General features: G+C 64.8%; 16 protein-coding genes. 6 read left to right on the forward strand and 10 right to left on the reverse strand.

Annotation, left to right across the window (positions count from 1 at the left end; all coding sequences use genetic code 11):
* Positions 1-206 precede the first annotated feature (206 nt).
* The 7 genes from N2602_RS09925 to pqqA form a co-directional block, all read right to left on the reverse strand.
* Positions 207-884 (reverse strand): DUF4286 family protein, encoded by a 678-nt coding sequence (locus tag N2602_RS09925; RefSeq protein ID WP_260382521.1) that lies wholly within the window; start codon positions 882-884, stop codon positions 207-209.
* Between the two features lie 13 nt (positions 885-897).
* Positions 898-1,884 (reverse strand): prolyl aminopeptidase, encoded by a 987-nt coding sequence (pip, locus tag N2602_RS09930; RefSeq protein WP_260382522.1) that lies wholly within the window; start codon positions 1,882-1,884, stop codon positions 898-900.
* Positions 1,874-3,055, reverse strand: coding sequence for a pyrroloquinoline quinone biosynthesis protein PqqE (gene pqqE, locus N2602_RS09935; RefSeq protein WP_260382523.1), 1,182 nt, complete (start codon positions 3,053-3,055; stop codon positions 1,874-1,876). Before pqqE ends, pip begins: the two co-directional genes overlap by 11 nt.
* Positions 3,052-3,363 carry a pyrroloquinoline quinone biosynthesis peptide chaperone PqqD gene (pqqD, locus tag N2602_RS09940; protein WP_260382524.1) on the reverse strand — a complete coding sequence of 104 codons (312 nt, stop codon included), beginning with the start codon at positions 3,361-3,363 and terminating at the stop codon, positions 3,052-3,054. Before pqqD ends, pqqE begins: the two co-directional genes overlap by 4 nt.
* 11 nt (positions 3,364-3,374) lie before the next feature.
* Positions 3,375-4,130 (reverse strand): pyrroloquinoline-quinone synthase PqqC, encoded by a 756-nt coding sequence (pqqC, locus tag N2602_RS09945; RefSeq protein WP_409241916.1) that lies wholly within the window; start codon positions 4,128-4,130, stop codon positions 3,375-3,377.
* 20 nt (positions 4,131-4,150) lie between these two features.
* Positions 4,151-5,080: a pyrroloquinoline quinone biosynthesis protein PqqB gene (gene pqqB, locus N2602_RS09950; protein ID WP_260382526.1), complete on the reverse strand. Its 930-nt coding sequence runs from the start codon at positions 5,078-5,080 to the stop codon at positions 4,151-4,153.
* A gap of 128 nt (positions 5,081-5,208) precedes the next feature.
* Complete coding sequence (gene pqqA / locus N2602_RS09955; RefSeq protein ID WP_007595659.1) at positions 5,209-5,289, reverse strand: pyrroloquinoline quinone precursor peptide PqqA; 81 nt, start codon at positions 5,287-5,289, stop codon at positions 5,209-5,211.
* Positions 5,290-5,549: 260 nt separating this feature from the next.
* Here pqqA and N2602_RS09960 point away from each other — a divergent pair, with 260 nt between their 5' ends.
* From N2602_RS09960 to tarD, 5 genes are all read left to right on the forward strand, one after another.
* Positions 5,550-5,807 (forward strand): DUF6894 family protein, encoded by a 258-nt coding sequence (locus N2602_RS09960; protein ID WP_036007354.1) that lies wholly within the window; start codon positions 5,550-5,552, stop codon positions 5,805-5,807.
* 231 nt (positions 5,808-6,038) lie between these two features.
* Positions 6,039-7,439, forward strand: a complete 1,401-nt coding sequence (locus N2602_RS09965) for an amidase family protein (protein WP_260382527.1) — start codon at positions 6,039-6,041, stop codon at positions 7,437-7,439.
* A 2-nt stretch (positions 7,440-7,441) separates the two neighbouring features.
* The gene (locus tag N2602_RS09970) at positions 7,442-7,918 is read left to right on the forward strand and encodes a glutathione peroxidase (protein ID WP_260382528.1); all 477 of its coding nucleotides are present in this window, start codon (positions 7,442-7,444) and stop codon (positions 7,916-7,918) included.
* 11 nt (positions 7,919-7,929) lie between these two features.
* Entirely contained in the window at positions 7,930-8,172 is a 243-nt protein-coding gene (locus N2602_RS09975; RefSeq protein WP_029674077.1) for a DUF3297 family protein, read from the forward strand.
* Positions 8,173-8,372: 200 nt separating this feature from the next.
* Entirely contained in the window at positions 8,373-9,542 is a 1,170-nt protein-coding gene (gene tarD, locus N2602_RS09980; protein ID WP_172786856.1) for a D(-)-tartrate dehydratase, read from the forward strand.
* A gap of 174 nt (positions 9,543-9,716) precedes the next feature.
* On the opposite strand, the gene N2602_RS09985 is transcribed toward tarD, so the two are convergent.
* Positions 9,717-11,069 carry a malonyl-CoA decarboxylase gene (locus N2602_RS09985; protein ID WP_260382529.1) on the reverse strand — a complete coding sequence of 451 codons (1,353 nt, stop codon included), beginning with the start codon at positions 11,067-11,069 and terminating at the stop codon, positions 9,717-9,719.
* A 282-nt stretch (positions 11,070-11,351) separates the two neighbouring features.
* Positions 11,352-12,152: a helix-turn-helix transcriptional regulator gene (locus tag N2602_RS09990; protein WP_212254523.1), complete on the reverse strand. Its 801-nt coding sequence runs from the start codon at positions 12,150-12,152 to the stop codon at positions 11,352-11,354.
* Between the two features lie 61 nt (positions 12,153-12,213).
* Between N2602_RS09990 and N2602_RS09995 the strand changes: the two genes are divergently transcribed.
* Positions 12,214-13,386, forward strand: coding sequence for an MFS transporter (locus N2602_RS09995; RefSeq protein WP_260382530.1), 1,173 nt, complete (start codon positions 12,214-12,216; stop codon positions 13,384-13,386).
* 310 nt (positions 13,387-13,696) lie between these two features.
* Here N2602_RS09995 and N2602_RS10000 read toward each other — a convergent pair whose 3' ends face one another.
* Positions 13,697-16,849: an efflux RND transporter permease subunit gene (locus N2602_RS10000; RefSeq protein WP_260382531.1), complete on the reverse strand. Its 3,153-nt coding sequence runs from the start codon at positions 16,847-16,849 to the stop codon at positions 13,697-13,699.
* Positions 16,850-16,859 lie beyond the last annotated feature (10 nt).

Below are 16,859 nucleotides of genomic sequence, written 5' to 3' on the forward strand. Positions count from 1 at the left end.
TCCCCGCTTTCATGGGAGCTGCGCGTGCACGGCATTAATGACCGCGCGCGGATGTGCGTGCGGTGCAGCATCGCACTCTGCTCCATCCCCGTCATTGCGAGGAGCACTTGCGGCGAAGCAATCCAGACTGCCTCTGCGGGAAGATTCTGGATTGCTCCGCTGCGCTCGCAATGACGGCGTTGGCGGCAGCGCAGCAATTTCCTACGTCAGCTCTGTGCGATGTCGCTCTTCGCGAGGTCCCACATCAGGCAGTAGGTGCCGACGGAGATGGGGAGCGGGAAGGGCGCCGCAGCCGGGCCGGTGAAGCGCTCGGCGATGACGGCGGAGACCGCATTGACATGCGTGCCGTCGATCAGGACGAACCAGTCGCGCGCGCCCTCGTTGCGCACCGCCGGAATTCCCGCCGTTGCGCCCGACAATTCCGGCTCGGTTTCGAGCAGATGCATCGAGATGATGCCGTCGCATTTGTCCGGCACGAGCTTCTCTTGCAGTGCATCACGCCAGGGCGCGGCATTATCAGGCGTCGGCCGCAGCCGCACCACGCCGAGCGCAGTGCCGCGCCCGGTGCCCTCGCTGATGGTGATGCGCGCGACGACGCGCAGCATGTCCTGGAAGCGCGCCATGGTCTGCCGCGACCAGTCGGTCGGGCTCGCGAGGCGCGCCTTGTAAGCGGGGCCGTCGAGCACGTCGAGAGCCTCGGTCGAATACAGGCACAGATATTTGGGATTGGCGGCATGCGCGACATAGCGCCGCGCTTCGAGGAATCCATCGATCGCGACGCGCTCTTCCAGATGCTCGCGATCGTACCAGCGGTTGAAATCGGCTTCATCCGAAGCGTCGATGTTCATCGACGTCAGCAGCATGCCCTTTCCGGCGAGCGGCATTCTTCTTGTCCTCTCATCGCCCGATCTTCGACGCAAGGTCCGCGATCGACTTCATGACCGCATCCCTCACGCCGCCATCATAGAGCGAATGGCCGGCTTCTTCCACGATGCGAAGCTCGGAACCGGGCCAGACTTTCGCAAGGGCCTGGGATGTCGCGGGAGGACACAGCAGGTCATAGCGACCCTGCACGATGATGCCGGGAATGCCGGCGAGTCTTCCCGCATTCTGCAGCAGCTGGTTCTCTGTCATGAAGCTGTCGTTGACGAAATAATGCGCTTCCATGAACGGCGTCGCCGGCAATGTGCGCCAGACGTTCAGCGCGGCGAGGTCGAGCCGCGTCCTTGCGGGCTTGTGCTCGGACAAGGTGCGCTCGGTGTCGTGCCAGGCCTTCGCCGCCGGGCCATGCACGGCAGAATCGGCATCGAGGATGCGGCGCCAATAGGCATCCACCGGCCGGTCGCGCTCCTCGGGCGGCAGCACGCTGAGGAAATCCTCGTACAGCGCCGGATGGAATTGCGACAGGCGCGAGGTGAAGGCGGTCTCGACCTCGGCCCGCGTGCCGAGAAACGTCGCGCGCAGCGCGATGCCCGAGACGCGCTCGGGATGCGCCTCTGCATAAGCCAGCGCCAGCGTCGCGCCCCAGGAGCCGCCGACCAATATCCACCGCTCGAAGCCGAATTTTTCGCGGATCGTCTCCATGTCCGCGATCTGATGCGCAATGGTGTTGTACTCGCGCGATCCCTTTGGCCGGCTGCGGCCGCAGCCGCGCTGGTCGAACAGCACGGCGCAGAAACGGTCGGGATCGAACAGGCGGCGATGGTCCGGCTGGCAGCCGCTGCCGGGCCCGCCATGCAGATAGACCGCGGGGATTCCGTCGGCGCGCCCGACGCTCTCGACATAGAGCTCATGGCCGTCGCCGACGTCGAGCATGTCGGAGGTCAAGGGCGCAAAGGGATCGGTGCGTTTGGCCGCTGTGCCTGCGTCCGCGTCAGGCGTCATTCTCGGATTCCAGGGTGCCGCCGGCGAAGTTGCGGTAGAGGAAGCGGTTAGTTTCGCCCTCGGCCTCGGCTTCCGCCTGCTTGAAGATGGTCTCGTGCAGCGGCGACAGCGCGCAGGCCGGATCGGTGTTGGCGGCATCCCCTGTCAGCGCGAAGGCCTGGCAGCGGCAGCCGCCGAAATCGATCTCGCGGAATTCGCAAGTCCTGCACGGCTCCTTCATCCAGCCGGTGCCGCGATAGCGGTTGAAGGCGTCCGAGTTCTGCCAGATCCAGGCGATCGAATGGTTGGAGCGCACCGATTCGAAATCGAGCCCGGTGATGCTCTCGGCGGCATGGCAGGGCAGCACCTTGCCGGCGGGCGAGATGTTGAAGAACTGCCGGCCCCAGCCGCCCATGCACTTCTTCGGCCGCAGCGCGTAATAATCCGGCACGACATAGTCGATCGTCAGCCGGCCCTTCAGCCGCTCGCGCGCCTCTTCGACAAGGCGGGTGCACTCATCTAACTGCGCGACCGTCGGCATCAAGGCGGCGCGGTTCTTCAGAGCCCAGCCGTAATATTGCACATTGGCGACCTCGAGCCGGTCGGCATCGAGATCAAGCGCCATCTGGATGATGTCCGGCAGCTGGTGCAGGTTCTGCCGGTGCATCACCGCGTTCACGGTGAGCGGCAGGTCGAGCTCGCGCGTCCATTTCGCGACCTCGAGCTTCTTGCGGTGAGCGTTCTTGTAGCCGGCGACACGATCGGCAAGGCCTTCCTCGATGCCCTGGAAGGAGATCTGCACATGGCAGAGCCCGGCATCTGCGAGATCGCTGAGCTTCTCGCGCGTCAGCAGCACGGCCGATGTGATCAGGTTGGTATAGAGCCCGGCGTCGCTGGCATGCTTGACCAGCTCGACCAGATCCTTCCGCGCCGTCGGCTCGCCGCCGGAGAAATGCACCTGGAGCACGCCGATCTCGGCGAGCTCGCTCAGCACCTTCTTCCACTCGTCGGTGGTCAGCTCCTTGCCGGAGCGGTCGAGCTCGACCGGGTTGGAGCAATAGGGGCATTGCAGCGGGCAGCGATGGGTGATCTCGAGCAGCACCGCGAGCGGAATGCCGAACGTCTCCGCCGTCGAGCGCTGCTTCTCCAGCACCGCGAGGCTGTCGCTGGGCGGGATGGTCACGTCGCTCATGACGTCTTCTCCCTGATCTCGGTGAGAAAGCCCTTGTCGGCGAGATCCTGCAGCATGACGATGACGTCGGCGAGGATCGCTTCGCGCGGCGCGGCGTATTTCGCGGCCAATTGATTGGCGACGTCGCCGACATTGCGCTCGCCGTTGCAGAGCTGCAAGACCTCGACCGCGATCTCGTCCGGCGCCAGCACCCGCTCCGGCGCCAGGATCACCCAGACCTTCCGCGTCTCGTCATATCTGAGCTTGGCATGCCGCGGCAGCACGGGGCGGCTTGCCTCGCTGACGCTGATGTTCCGCGGCCCGGCCATTGCTGTTCCTCTTAACTCGCTTTGGGCACGAACGCGCCCGGCGGAATGTGGCCCTCGACATAGGCATGCTGGAGCGCATCCAGCTGCACCCATAGCACGTTGGTCTTGAAGATCAGCGCGTTGCAGACCTGCGCGCGCTGCTCCGGCGTCGTGGCGTGCCTCTTGACATAGTCTAGCGCGAAATTGGCATCGCGCGGCGCCTGGGTCAGGCGGCGCTTGAAGTAGCTCATGATGTCGGGGTTGACGAAATCATAGTGCTCCAGCATGCCGGCGATGCGCTCTTCATGCAGGTTCGGCGCGAACAGCTCGGTCAGCGAGGAGGCGATCGCCTCCAGCGGGCTTTTTTCGCGGCAGAAGTGGACATAGGCCTCCACCGCAAAGCGCGTCGCCGGCAAGATGCCTTCGGTGGATTCGACGTATGCGGTGTCGAGCCCGAGCCCTTCGGTCAGCTTGATCCAGCGCTCGATGCCGCCTTCACTGCCGACATCGCCGTCATGATCCTCGATGCGATGGCGCCATTCCAGGCGCGTGGCGCGGTCGCGGAACCGCGAAATCACCACCGCGTCCTTGATCGGGATCGTGCTCTGGTAATAGTAGCGGTTGAGCGCCCAGGCCTGCACCTGGCCCTTGTTCAGCTTGCCGCCATGCAGCAGCTTATGGAACGGATGCAGGCTGTGATAGCGCGTGGCGCCGATGTGGCGCAGCGTCGCCTCCAGCTCCTCGGCCGAGTTGAGCCTCAAATCCTTGCCGATCGAGAGCGCGGTCATTCCAGTTAGTGATGCGGCGTTCACAACACGATCTCCGTTCCATCCGCGGGTATCTGCCAGCCCGCCTCCTCAGTGATCTTGCGCTCGGGAGAGCCGGGCAGCAGCGCCGGATTCGAGTTGTTGATATGCAGAAACAGCTTCCTGTCGATATTGAGGTCGGCCAGCCGCGCAATGGCGCCGTCCTCGCCGGACATCGAGACATGGCCCATGCTCTTGCCGGTCTTGTAGCCTAGCCCGGCTTTGATCATTTCGTCGTCCTGCCAGACCGTGCCGTCGAAGAACACCAGTGCAGCGCCGTCGATCTCGGCCTTGAGCGCGTCGGTCACCTCGGCGCAGGCCGCGATGAAGTAGAAGAACTTGCCGGTGGCCTTGTCGGTGACCTTCAGGCCCAGTGTGTCGCCGTCGCCGCTCACCCCGCCCGGATGCACCTTGCCTTCGAGATACCAGGCCGACTTGCCCGGCACGGCAAAGGGCAGCACCTCGAGCCCTGAGCGGGTGCCGTCCGGCAGCCGCGGCTCGAACGGCTCGCGGATCGCGATCGGCTGGCGCCGCACGTTCTTCTCGTTCAGCACGTTGAAGATGCTGTTGCTGGCAAGGATCGCCAGCACCTTCTCGTGCGCATACACCGTAAACGGCGAGCCCTCGCGCATCGACAGCAGGCCTGCCACGGCATCGACTTCGCTGTTGGTCAAAATCACGCCCGCAACCGGCGTGTGGCGCAGCGCGCCCGCCTTGGGATGCAGCTGCGGCGTGGCAATCAATTGCTGGCGAAGATCGGGCGAGGCGTTGATCAGGAACCAGTGCTCGCCGTCGCCGCTGAAGGCGACCGAGGCCTGGGTTCGAAAGAGCTCATGTCCATTCGCACGAGCCGCGCGGCAGCCTTCGCAACCGCAATTCCACTGCGGAACTCCGCCGCCGGCCCCGGCGCCCAGGACGACGACGCGAAGCATGATCCGTCTCCTGGAGGCGAATTCGCGAGGTGGATCTCAGGCCGAGACCGTTTCGGACAAGGTTTCTGTCTGCCGGAAACGTATCGTGACCAAGAACCACCTGCGCAGAACGCGATCTTGCCAGCCGCTTACTTGCGGGTGGCGCTCACATACATGTTGATTTCCATGCCGCAGGGCACTTCGACGATCTTCGGGGCTTTCCAGGCCATTTGGCTCTCCATTTTTCGCAAATTCGGACGCATCCGCCCGCAGATAAATTAGTGCGGGCGGAAAACTTCGCCAGTGAAATTTTCCCGACCTAGGTAGTAGGCTGAGGAATGTTGCACTGCAAAGATGGCGTATTGCGGCCGCAAAGATGAGCGGATCAGATACGCAAAATTGCCGATAGGTCGTGATCCCTGTCGGGATAAACCAGTTGTGAGTATGGACCGGCTTCTCATCGGCGACAGACGACCCCATTGGATCAGGCATGCCCAGATATTTCTTCAACACCCGCATCGGCGACGAACTGATCGTGGATCCTGACGGCGAGGACCTGCGCAACCCCGATCGCGCCTGGGAGGTCGCGCGCCAGATGATCCTCGAGGTCGTGAAGTCGGAAGGAACCCAGCCTGCGCTGCTGGAGGCGGTCATCGAGGTCACCGACGCCGACGGCGAGATCGTGCTGGAGTTTCCCTTCACCGAGGCGCTGCTCGACATGCCGGACCAGTCCGCGACACGGCATTAGCCGGACGCGACGCGGCGAGAGAAGCCCGCGCCCCCTCAACGTCATTGCGAGGAGCCCTTGCGACGAAGCAATCCAGACTGCCTCCACGGCGGCAGTCTGGATTGCTTCCGCCTTCGCCAAGGCTTCGGCGGACAAGTCGCTGCGCTCGCAATGACTGAGGTACCCCCGCGAAATCCGCATGGCTTTGCCCCGTTCCCGGCGCTAAAAGACGCCGGTCATACGGAGCAAGCCATGCAAGATCTCTGGCGCCTGTCGGCCGCCGACCTCGCCACCCTCGTCAAATCCCGGAAAGTCTCCGCCAGGGAGGCCGCCAAGGCCGGTCTCGCACGGCTCGATGCCGTCAATCCCCAGCTCAACGCGGTGATCGACCACCGGCCAGAGGACGTGCTCAAGCAGGCCGATGCCGTCGATGCCGCAATTGCCAGGGGCGAGGACCCCGGCGTTCTCGCCGGCGTGCCCGTCACCATCAAGGCCAATGTCGACCAGGAAGGCTTTGCCACCACCAATGGCCTCAAGCTGCAGCGCGACCTGATCGCGCGCGAGGACAATCCGGTCGTCGCGAATTTCCGCAAAGCCGGCGCCATCCTGCTCGGCCGCACCAATTGCCCGGCCTTCTCCTACCGCTGGTTCACCACCAATCTGGTCCATGGCGACACCAAGAACCCCCGTGACGCTTCGCTAACGCCGGGCGGCTCCTCCGGCGGCGCCGGCTCGGCGGTCGCTGCCGGTATCGGCCACATCGCCCACGGCACCGACATCGCCGGCTCGATCCGCTATCCCGCCTATGCCTGCGGCGTGCACGGATTGCGCCCGACGCTCGGCCGCATTCCCGCCTTCAACCCGGCGCTGCCGGAGCGACCGATCGGGCCGCAGATCATGGCGGTGTCGGGCCCGCTGGCGCGCACGGTCAATGATCTTAGGATTTCGCTCGAGGCGATGGCGGCCCGCGACATCCGCGATCCCTGGTTCGCGCCGGTGCCGCTGCAAGGCCCCACTCGGGACAAGCGCGCCGCGCTCTGCCTCAATCCGGGCGGTCTTGCCACCGCGCCGGAGGTAAAGGCGGCGGTGAGCGATGCCGGCAAGCGGCTGGAGCGCGCCGGCTGGACCGTCGATGTGATCGAGGACACCCCTCCGATGCGCGAGGCGGTCGAGTGGCAGATCAAGCTCTGGCTCGGCGACGGCTATGAGGCGCAGCTGGGAATGGCCGAGCGCGAGGGCGATCCCGGCGCGCTGGCCTGTCTGCGCGGCAACCGCGCCAGGGTCACGCCGATGGACCAGGCCAATTACGCCAAGGCGCTGACCCGGCGCGCCACGCTGACCCGCGAGTGGATGCTGTTCTTCGAAAAATACGCCGTGCTGCTGACGCCGGTCTCCGGCGAATTGCCGTTCCCGGATCATCTCGACCGCAAGGATGAGGGCTCCTTCAAGCGCGTCTGGGAAGCGCAGCTGCCGCAGATCGCGATCCCCTTCATGGGCCTGCCGGGCCTCGTGGTCTCCACAGGTCTCGTCGGCAAGGCGCCGGTCGGCGTGCACGTCGTGACGGGGCGTTATCGCGAGGATTTGTGCCTGCTCGCGGGCGAAGCGATCGAGGCCGGCGGCGTGCCGCCGTCGCCGATCGATCCCGTGGGCTAGAGATGACCGCCATCTACGACTTCAAGGCCAACTCGCTGGCCGGCGAGGAGGTCCCGATGCGACGTTTCGAGGGGCAGGTGCTCTTGATCGTCAACACTGCGAGCAAATGCGGCTTCACGCCGCAATATCGCGGCCTGGAGGAGCTGCATCGCGATCTCTCGCCGCGCGGCTTCTCGGTGCTCGGCTTTCCCTGCAACCAATTCGGCGCGCAGGAGCCGGGGCAGGCGAGCGAGATCCAGGAATTCTGTTCGACCCATTACGACGTCACCTTTCCCCTGTTCGAGAAGATCGACGTCAACGGGCCGAAGGCGCATCCCTTGTACGAGTACCTGAAACGTCAGCAATCCGGGCTTCTCGGCGCCGCCATCAAATGGAATTTCACCAAATTCCTGGTGAACCGTGAGGGCCGCGTGGTCTCGCGCTACGCGCCGACCGCCCGGCCCGAAGGTTTGCGCAACCAGATCGAAACACTGTTGTGAGCGAGACAATCATGAGCGACGAATTTCCGGACCGCCTGTCGGTCGACCCGAACAGCCCTTATTACAACGCGGACATTCTGGCGCGCGATGTCGGCATCCGATTCAAGGGCATCGAGAAGACCAATGTCGAGGAGTACTGCATCAGCGAAGGCTGGGTCCGCGTCACCGCAGGCAACGCCAAGGACCGCCACGGCAATCCGCTGACCATCAAGGTGCACGGTCCGGTAGAGCCGTATTTCAGGGATAAGAAATAAGCCACTGTCATTCCGGGGCGTGCGATAGCGCGAACCCGGAATCTCGAGAGTCCCCGGTGCGCTATTGCGGGGAACGCACACTCTCTCCTCGTCATTGCGAGGAGCCCTTGCGACGAAGCAATCCAGACTGTCTCCGCGGATACGTCTCCGGATTGCTTCGCTTCGCTCGCAATGACAAAAACAACCAAAGGCCCAACCCCATGTCCGTCCGCATCGTCGACATCCGCGAGATCACCAAGCCGATCTCATCGCCGATCCGCAACGCCTATATCGACTTCACCAAGATGACGACCAGCCTCGTTGCCGTCGTCACCGACGTCGTCCGCGACGGCAAGCGCGTCGTCGGCTATGGCTTCAACTCCAACGGCCGCTACGGGCAGGGCGGCCTGATCCGCGAGCGCTTTGCCGCGCGCATCACGGAGGCCGATCCGAAATCGCTGCTCAACGCCGCCGGCGACAATCTCGATCCCGACAAGGTCTGGGCCGCAATGATGACCAACGAGAAGCCGGGCGGTCACGGCGAGCGCTCGGTCGCGGTCGGCACCATCGACATGGCGGTGTGGGATGCGGTGGCGAAGATCGCGGGCAAGCCGCTGTTCCGTCTGCTCGCCGAACGCCACGGCGTCGAAGCCAATCCGCGCGTCTTCGTCTACGCAGCCGGTGGCTATTATTATCCCGGCAAGGATCTCTCGATGCTCCGGGCTGAGATGCGCGGCTATCTCGACCGCGGCTACAACGTCGTGAAGATGAAGATCGGCGGCGCTGATATCGACGAAGACCGCACCCGCATCGAGGCGGTGCTGAAGGAGATCGGCAAGGACGCGCAGCTCGCCGTCGACGCCAACGGCCGCTTCAACCTGGAAACCGCCATCGCCTACGCCAAGATGCTCCGCGACTATCCCTTGTTCTGGTACGAGGAGGCCGGCGATCCCCTCGACTACGCGCTGCAGGCCGCGCTCGCCGAGTTCTATCCAGGCCCGATGGCGACCGGCGAGAACCTGTTCAGCCACCAGGACGCCCGCAACCTGATCCGCTACGGCGGCATGCGCCCCGACCGCGACTGGCTGCAATTCGATTGCGCGCTGTCCTACGGCCTGTGCGAATACCAGCGCACGCTGGAGGTGCTGAAGACCCATGGCTGGTCCCCCAGCCGCTGCATCCCGCACGGCGGCCACCAGATGTCGCTCAACATCGCCGCCGGCCTCGGCTTGGGCGGCAACGAAAGCTACCCCGACCTGTTCCAGCCCTATGGCGGCTTCCCCGACGGCGTCCGCGTCGAGAACGGCCACATCACCATGCCCGAGCTTGCCGGCATCGGCTTCGAAGGCAAGTCGGATCTCTACAAGGAGATGAAGGCGCTGGCGGAGTAGGGGTGTCGTTGGAGCGCGACGTCCGCGCCACACACTCCGTCATTGCGAGCGCAGCGACTTGTCCGCCGAAGCCTTGGCGAAGGCGGAAGCAATCCAGAGTCCCTCCGCAGGAAGATTCTGGATTGCTTCGTCGCAAGGGCTCCTCGCAATGACGATGTGGTAAGCGTCCGCCCCTTACGACAGCCGCATGTCCAGCAGCCTTCGCCCTTCACCCTTCAGCAGCTTCTTCACCGCACTGGACGCCACCACCTCGCCGTCGTTGGCATAGGCCTCGTGGTTCTTCTCGATGTCGTCGAGGCGGTAGAGGTAGTTGACCATGATGCCGGCGGACTCGCGCAGGCCCTTGGGCGAGAGGTCGCCCAGCCAGTTGATGCGCTCCAGCCGCGCGCCGTTGCCGAGATGGAAGCGGGCGACGGAATCGATCAGCTTGCCCTTCGGCGTGCGCGCCTTGAGGAAATAGTGCGCCGCGAGCGGCTCCAGCACGGCGCGGAGCAGCGCCGCCGTCTCCGGGCTTTCGAACCATCTGGGATCGTCGAGGCGCTTGAGCACCTCGCGGTCCTCGTCCGACAGCGGCAGATCCTTGTCCTGCTTCACCCAGGCCATGAAGCCGGGCACCGGCGACAGCGTGACGAAGGTGTCGAGCTTCGGTAGCTCGCGGCGCAGCTCTTCCACCACCTGCTTGATCAGGAAGCTGCCGAAGGAGATACCGCCCAGGCCGCGCTGGGTGTTGGAGATCGAATAGAACACGGCGGTGCGCGCGCGCTCGATCGGCAGATGCTGGCGGTCGACCGCGAGCAGGGGCTGGATCGCGCCGGGGATGGTCTCGGTCAGCGCCACCTCGACGAAGATCAGCGGCTCGTCCACCATCGCAGGATGGAAGAAGGCGTAGCAGCGCCGGTCGACCGGATCGATGCGGCGGCGCAAATCGTCCCAGTCCGAGATCTCGTGCACGGCTTCATAGCGGATGATCTTTTCGAGGATGTTGGCCGGGGTCGACCAGTCGATCCTGCGCAGCACGAGAAACCCCCTGTTGAACCACGAAGAGAGAAGATGCGAGACGTCGCGGTCGAGCGCGGCGAGATCGGTGTGCCCGTTCATCATGCCGAGCAGATCGGCGCGCATGTTGACGAGATCGCCGGTACCGCCGGGCGCACGGTTCAGGCGGCGGATCAGCTCCTGCCGCCGCGGCTCGGAGGCGAAGTGCAGGGCGCTGGCATCCTCGTCGCTCGGCTTGGCGCGCCATTGCTCGATGGCCTTGGACAATCGTTCCCGGTCGGGTCCGAAAAAACGTACCAGTCCTTCGAAGAAGGTGCGGCGTCCCTCCGCATCCAGCTCCTGATAGAGATCGAGCACCTCGCGCGCCATGGCGGTGCCGGATGCTTCGCCGCGGCCGGACAGCAGCGCGCCGCAAAGCTCGAGCAGTCCATCGGCATCCCGTTTGGTATTCGAGGCGTCCCCCCGGCGAAGCAGCGTGCGGCCGCGCTCGGAGATGGTGGCAAGCAGGTCGGAGAAGAAGGCGTTGGCCATCTGGGCTTTCGTATCGGGTCGGTGTGATGCGGGAGCTTACACGGGATTTGGGTGCAAGCCGATCACAATCAAGCAGGCGAATGCGGCATCTTTAGTTGGGCCGTGCGTTTGGAGAATGGCGGCATGTCGGACGGAGGGGACGAAGCATGCGGTAGCATTTGGGAACGAGGCGGCAGCCACATTCTCCGTCATTGCGAGCGCAGCGAAGCAATCCAGAATCCCTCCGCCGAGAGAGTCTGGATTGCTTCGTCGCAAGGGCTCCTCGCAATGACGAGATTGGGGCTACCCCTTCCCCGCAAACTCCGTCGGCGTCCGTCCCGTCACCTGGCGGAACGCGGCCGAGAACGCCGGCACGCTGGCATAGCCGAGCTGGGTCGCGAGCTGCTTCACCGACACGCTCGCATCCGTTGATATCCGCTCGATCGCCGCTGCAATCCTCGCGCGCTGGCACCAGCTCTTGAAGCTCAGCTGCGTCTCGCTCGAAAACAGCCGCGACAGCGTACGCCCGGAGGTTCCGACCTCGCGCGCCAGCGTGTCGATGTCGTGGAGGCCGGTGGGATCGTCGAGCACGATCATCGCGGCGCGGCGGCAGCGTGGCTCTCGGGGCAGCGGCACGAAGGTCGCGGAATCCTCGGCCTGCTGCAGTTCCAGCATCACCAGGCGCACCAGCAGCTCGGTGCGCTCCTCGGTGCTGCGCCCGTCGAACAGGGCGAGGATCGCCTGATTGAGCAGCGGCGATACCCGCACCACGAATTCCCGGGACAGGCCGTCATAGCGCTGCTCGCGTTCCAGCCAGGGCAGGTCGAAATAGAGCGTGCGCATTTCGATGTCGGCGAGCAGGTCGATGGCGTGCTGGAGCCCGGCCGGCACCCAGACCGCGCGGTCCGGCGGCACCAGCCAGCGTCCCCCTGGTGTCGTCACCTGCATCGTGCCCTTTGCCGCATAGATCAGCTGCGCCTCGCGGTGCATGTGCAGATCGATCCGCATCCCCTTGGGATAGTCGCGAGCGACCAGATGCACGCCCGCGGGCGAGCGGTGGTTGCTCCGGACCTCCCTCAGGATTGGCGTTTCCAAGACAGTCATTGGCAGCATCCCGTCATGGCGAGGACATATAACTCATTTCGGAGCAGGAGAGGATTCGGGAATGAACAGCCCCAGCCGGGTCATCGGTTTCGTCAATGCCGGCCATTTCATCGACCATTATTCGATGCTGATCTTCGCCGCCGCTGTCATCATCATGGGCCCGGCGCTCGGCATGGCCTATTCGGAACTGTTGCCTTACGCGACGCCGGGCTTCGTCGCCTTCGGCGCCGGCTCGCTGCTCACCGGCTGGCTCGGCGATCGCTGGAGCCGCCGCCACATGATGCTGATCTTCTTCGTCGGCATCGGCCTCTCCATGATCGCGGTCGGCTTCGTGCAAACGCAGGTCCAGCTCGGCGCGGCGCTGCTCGCGATCGGCATCTTTGCCTCGATCTATCACCCCGTCGGCACGGCCATGATCGTGTCCTATGCCGACCGCCTCGGCCGCGAAATGGGCATCAACGGCGTCTGGGGCAATCTCGGCGTGGCCTCGTCGGCCCTGGTCACCGGCGTGATCGGCCAATATCTCGGCTGGCGCTTCGCCTTCATCGTTCCCGGCGTGGTCACGGTCCTGATCGGCATCGCCTTCGCGCTGGGCGTCGTGCACGAGGACCGCAAGGGCTCGAAGCAGGCCGCAGCGCAGGCGCGGGTGGCCAAACGGGACATGTGGCGCGTGATCCTGGCGCTGCTGATCGTGGTGATCGCGATCTCCACGACCTTCAACGCCGTGACCGTCGCGCTGCCAAAACTGTTCGCCGAGCGCCTTGCCGACCTGACCAGGAGCCCGGCGCTGCTCGGGGTCATCGCCGCCGGCGTCTACGTGTTCGGCGCGATGACGCAGTACACGATCGGCCGGCTGCTCGACCGCTATTCGCTGAAGACGGTGGCGCTGCCGCTGTCCTTCATGCTGGCGCCATTCCTGTATCTGGCCGCGAGCCTGTCCAACCTGCCGTTGATCGTCGTCTCGATCGGCATCGTCATGGGCGCGTTCGGGCAGGTCACGGTGAACGACGCCATGGTCGGCAAATACACCACGGAAGAGTGGCGCTCGCGCGCCTATGCCGTGCGCTATTTCGTCGGCTTCACCGCGGCCGGCGCCTCCGTCGGTCTGGTCGCCTGGCTCTACGAACAGGGCGGCTTCGTCACCATGCTGCACGCCTTCGCCGCCCTCTGCCTGCTCGCCATCGCCGCCGCGCTGATCCTGCCGCGCGAGATCCGCACGCCGCAGGCGGCGTGAGCCGAACTCTCTCCACGCGTCATTGCGAGCGTAGTTGCGCAACTCTCTACACGCGTCATTGCGAGGAGCACTTGCGACGAAGCAATCCAGACTGCCTCGGTAGACGGATTCTGGATTGCTTCGCTGCGCTCGCAATGACGAGGGGGGCGCGGCCGATCGCCCATTCCGCCCATCATGCCATTATGCCCCTGTTTTGCCCGACGGAGCAAGTCGATTCGGTATGACCGAAATTTTCGTAAGCCTTTTCAACCCCATCCCTACTGTGCATGGGGTTGTTTTCGCACTTTTGTTTCGAGCGGACCAAAAGCAGCTAAGGCTTCACCTCCGCCACCGCCTTCACCGCCTTCTTGCTCGCCCGCCAGTTTTCGAAGCGCTGCACCACCACGAAGAACGCCGGCACGAACAGCACCGCGAGGCAGGTCGAGGCCAGCATCCCCGAGAACACGGTGATGCCGATCGACTTGCGGGCGCTGGCGCCGGCGCCGGTGGCGAGCACCAGCGGGACGACGCCGAGGATGAAGGCGAACGAGGTCATCAGGATCGGGCGGAAGCGGGCGCGCGCCGCCTCGATCGCGGACTCCAGGATCGGCTTGCCGTCGCGGCCGTGCAGCTCGAGGCCGACCTCGACGATCAGGATCGCGTTCTTCGCCGACAGCGCGATGAGCAGGATCAGGCCTATCTGGCAATAGAGGTTGTTGTCGATCTTGAGGCCGGAGAGGATCAGCATCGGCCCGAGCAGCGACAGCGGCACGGCGAGGATCACCGAGATCGGCGCATACCAGCTCTCGTACTGGCCGGCGAGCACGAGATAGACCAGCAGCATGGCGAGCCCGAACACCCAGTAGATCTGGTTGCTGACCGCCTTCTCCTGATAGGACATCGCGGTCCATTCATAGCCGGTGCCCGGCGGCAGCGTCTTGTCCGCGATCTCCTCCATCAGCTTCAGCGACTGGCCGGAAGAGTAGCCCTGCGCCGGCAGGCCGATCACGGTCGAGGACGGATAGAGGTTGTAGAGGCTGATCAGCGACGGACCCGTGGCCGGCGTGATCTTGGCGACGGTGCCGATCGGGATCATGTCGCCGTTCGAGTTGCGCACCTGCATGTTGGCGATGTCGCGCTCGGTGACGCGGAACGCCGGATCGGCCTGGGTGTAGACCTGGAACACGCGGCCGAACTTGTTGAACTGGTTGACATAGGACGAGCCGAGATAGGTCGACAGCGCCGAAAACACCTGATCGGTGGTGACGTGCAGCGTCTGGGTCTTGACGCGGTCGATCTCGACGTTGAATTGCGGCACCGAGGAACGGAACGAGGACTGCACGCGCTGCAGCGCGCTCTGGCTCTGAGCGTTGGAGACCATCGCGCCGGTGATGGTCTGCAGCTTGGCGAAATCGCTGTTGCCGTCGCGCAGCTCGACCTGCATCGAGAAGCCGGCGGCGTTGCCGATGCCCTGGATCGGCGGCGGCGGCAGCACGATGGTGCGGGCCTCCATGATGGCCGCGAGCTTGTCGTTGAGGCCAAAGACCAGCGAGCGCAGATCCTCGCCTGGCCCTTTGCGCGCGTCCCAGTCCTTCAGGATGATGTAGGCGACGCCGGCATTGGCGAGGCTGGCGCTGTTGTCGAGCGCGGAGATGCCGGCGATGGTGATGACCTGCGCTACGCCGGGCGTGTCCTTGATCAGCCCGCTCGCTTTGTCGAGCACGGCCTGCGTCCGCTCCAGCGCGGCGCCGTCGGGCAGCTGCACGGCAGCGATCAGATAGCCCTGGTCCTCGATCGGCAGGAAGCCGGTCGGCACCCGCGACAGGCCGTAGCCGCTGGCTGCGATGACCAGCAGCGCGAACGCGACCGAGATGGTGGCGTGCTTGACCAGAAACGTGATCAGCCTGGTGTAGCCGCGCTCGAGGCGGTTGTAGACCGCATTGAAGCCCCGATAGAAGAAATTGCGCTGCTCCGGCGGCACCGCCGGCCGCAGCCACAGCGCACATTGCGTCGGCTTCAAGGTCGCTGCGTTGATCGCGGAGAGCAGGGCGGTCGCGGCGATCACCAGCGCGAATTGCGAGTAGATGCGTCCCGTCAGTCCTGCGAGGAACGAGGCCGGCAAAAACACCGAGATCAGCACCAGCGTGATGCCGACGATCGGCGCGAACAGCTGGTCCATGGCGCGGATCGCGGCGTCGTGACCGTTCATGCCCTGCTCGATGTTGTGGGCGGCGCCTTCGACCACGACGATGGCGTCGTCGACGACGATGCCGATCGCGAGCACGATCGCAAACAGCGTCGACATGTTGATGGTGAAGCCGAGCGCCGCCATCGCCGCGAACGCGCCGATGATGGTGACGGGCACGGTCGTCGCCGGCACCAGCATCGCGCGCCAGTCCTGCAGGAAGACGAGGATCACGACCAGCACCAGCAAGCCGGCCTCGATCAAGGTCATGTAGACCTCGTGCACCGAGGCTTCGACGAACTTGGTGGTGTCGAACGGCGTGTCGTACTTGATGCCTTCGGGAAAGCGCTTGGCGAGCTCGGCCATCTTCTTCTCGACGGCCTGCTCGACCTGGAGCGCGTTGGCGCCGGGCGACTGGAACACGCCGATGCCGGTGGCCGGCTGCTTGTTGAGCGAGAAGATCTGGCTGTAGGTCTGCGCGCCGAGCTCGACCCAGCCGACGTCGCGCACCCGCGTGACGTCGCCGCTCGAGCCTGTCTTGACGATGATGTTCTCGAACTGGCCAGCGTCGTCGAGCCGTCCGTTGACGTTGAGCGTGTACTGGAACGCCTGTCCCGGCGGCGTCGGCGGCGCGCCGACCTGGCCGGCGGAGACCTGCTGGCTCTGCTGCTGGATTGCGTTGATGACGTCCTGCGGCACCAGGCCCCGCACCTGCAGCTTGTTGGGATCGAGCCAGATCCGCATCGAATATTGGCCGGCGCCGAACACGGTGACGTTGCCGACGCCGGGCAGGCGCGAGAGCTCGTCGCGGATGTTGATGGTGGCGTAGTTGCTCAAGTAAAGGCTGTCGTATTTCGCCTCCGGCGAGGTCAGCGTCACGAACAACAGGATCGAGGTCGACCGCTTCTGCACGGTGACGCCCTGGTTCTGCACGGCTTGCGGCAATTGCGACAATGCGCTGGAGACGCGGTTCTGCACCAGCACCTGCGCGAAGTTGAGGTCGGTGCCGATCTTGAAGGTGACGGTCAGCGTGTAGGTGCCGTCGGAGCCGCTGTAGGACTGCATGTACAGCATGTCCTCGACGCCGTTGACCTGCTGCTCGATCGGCAGCGCCACGGTGTCGATCACCGTCTTGGCGCTGGCGCCGGGATAGCGCGTGGTGACCTGCACGGTCGGCGGCACCACATCGGGATATTGCGCGATGGCGAGGTTGAACAGCGCGACGCCGCCGATCAGGATCATCAGGAGCGCGATGACGTTGGAGAGGACCGGCCGCTCGATGAAGAACTTTGAGATCATGGCTGGCAGC

Source organism: Bradyrhizobium sp. NC92 (assembly GCF_025200865.1).
GTDB lineage: Bacteria > Pseudomonadota > Alphaproteobacteria > Rhizobiales > Xanthobacteraceae > Bradyrhizobium.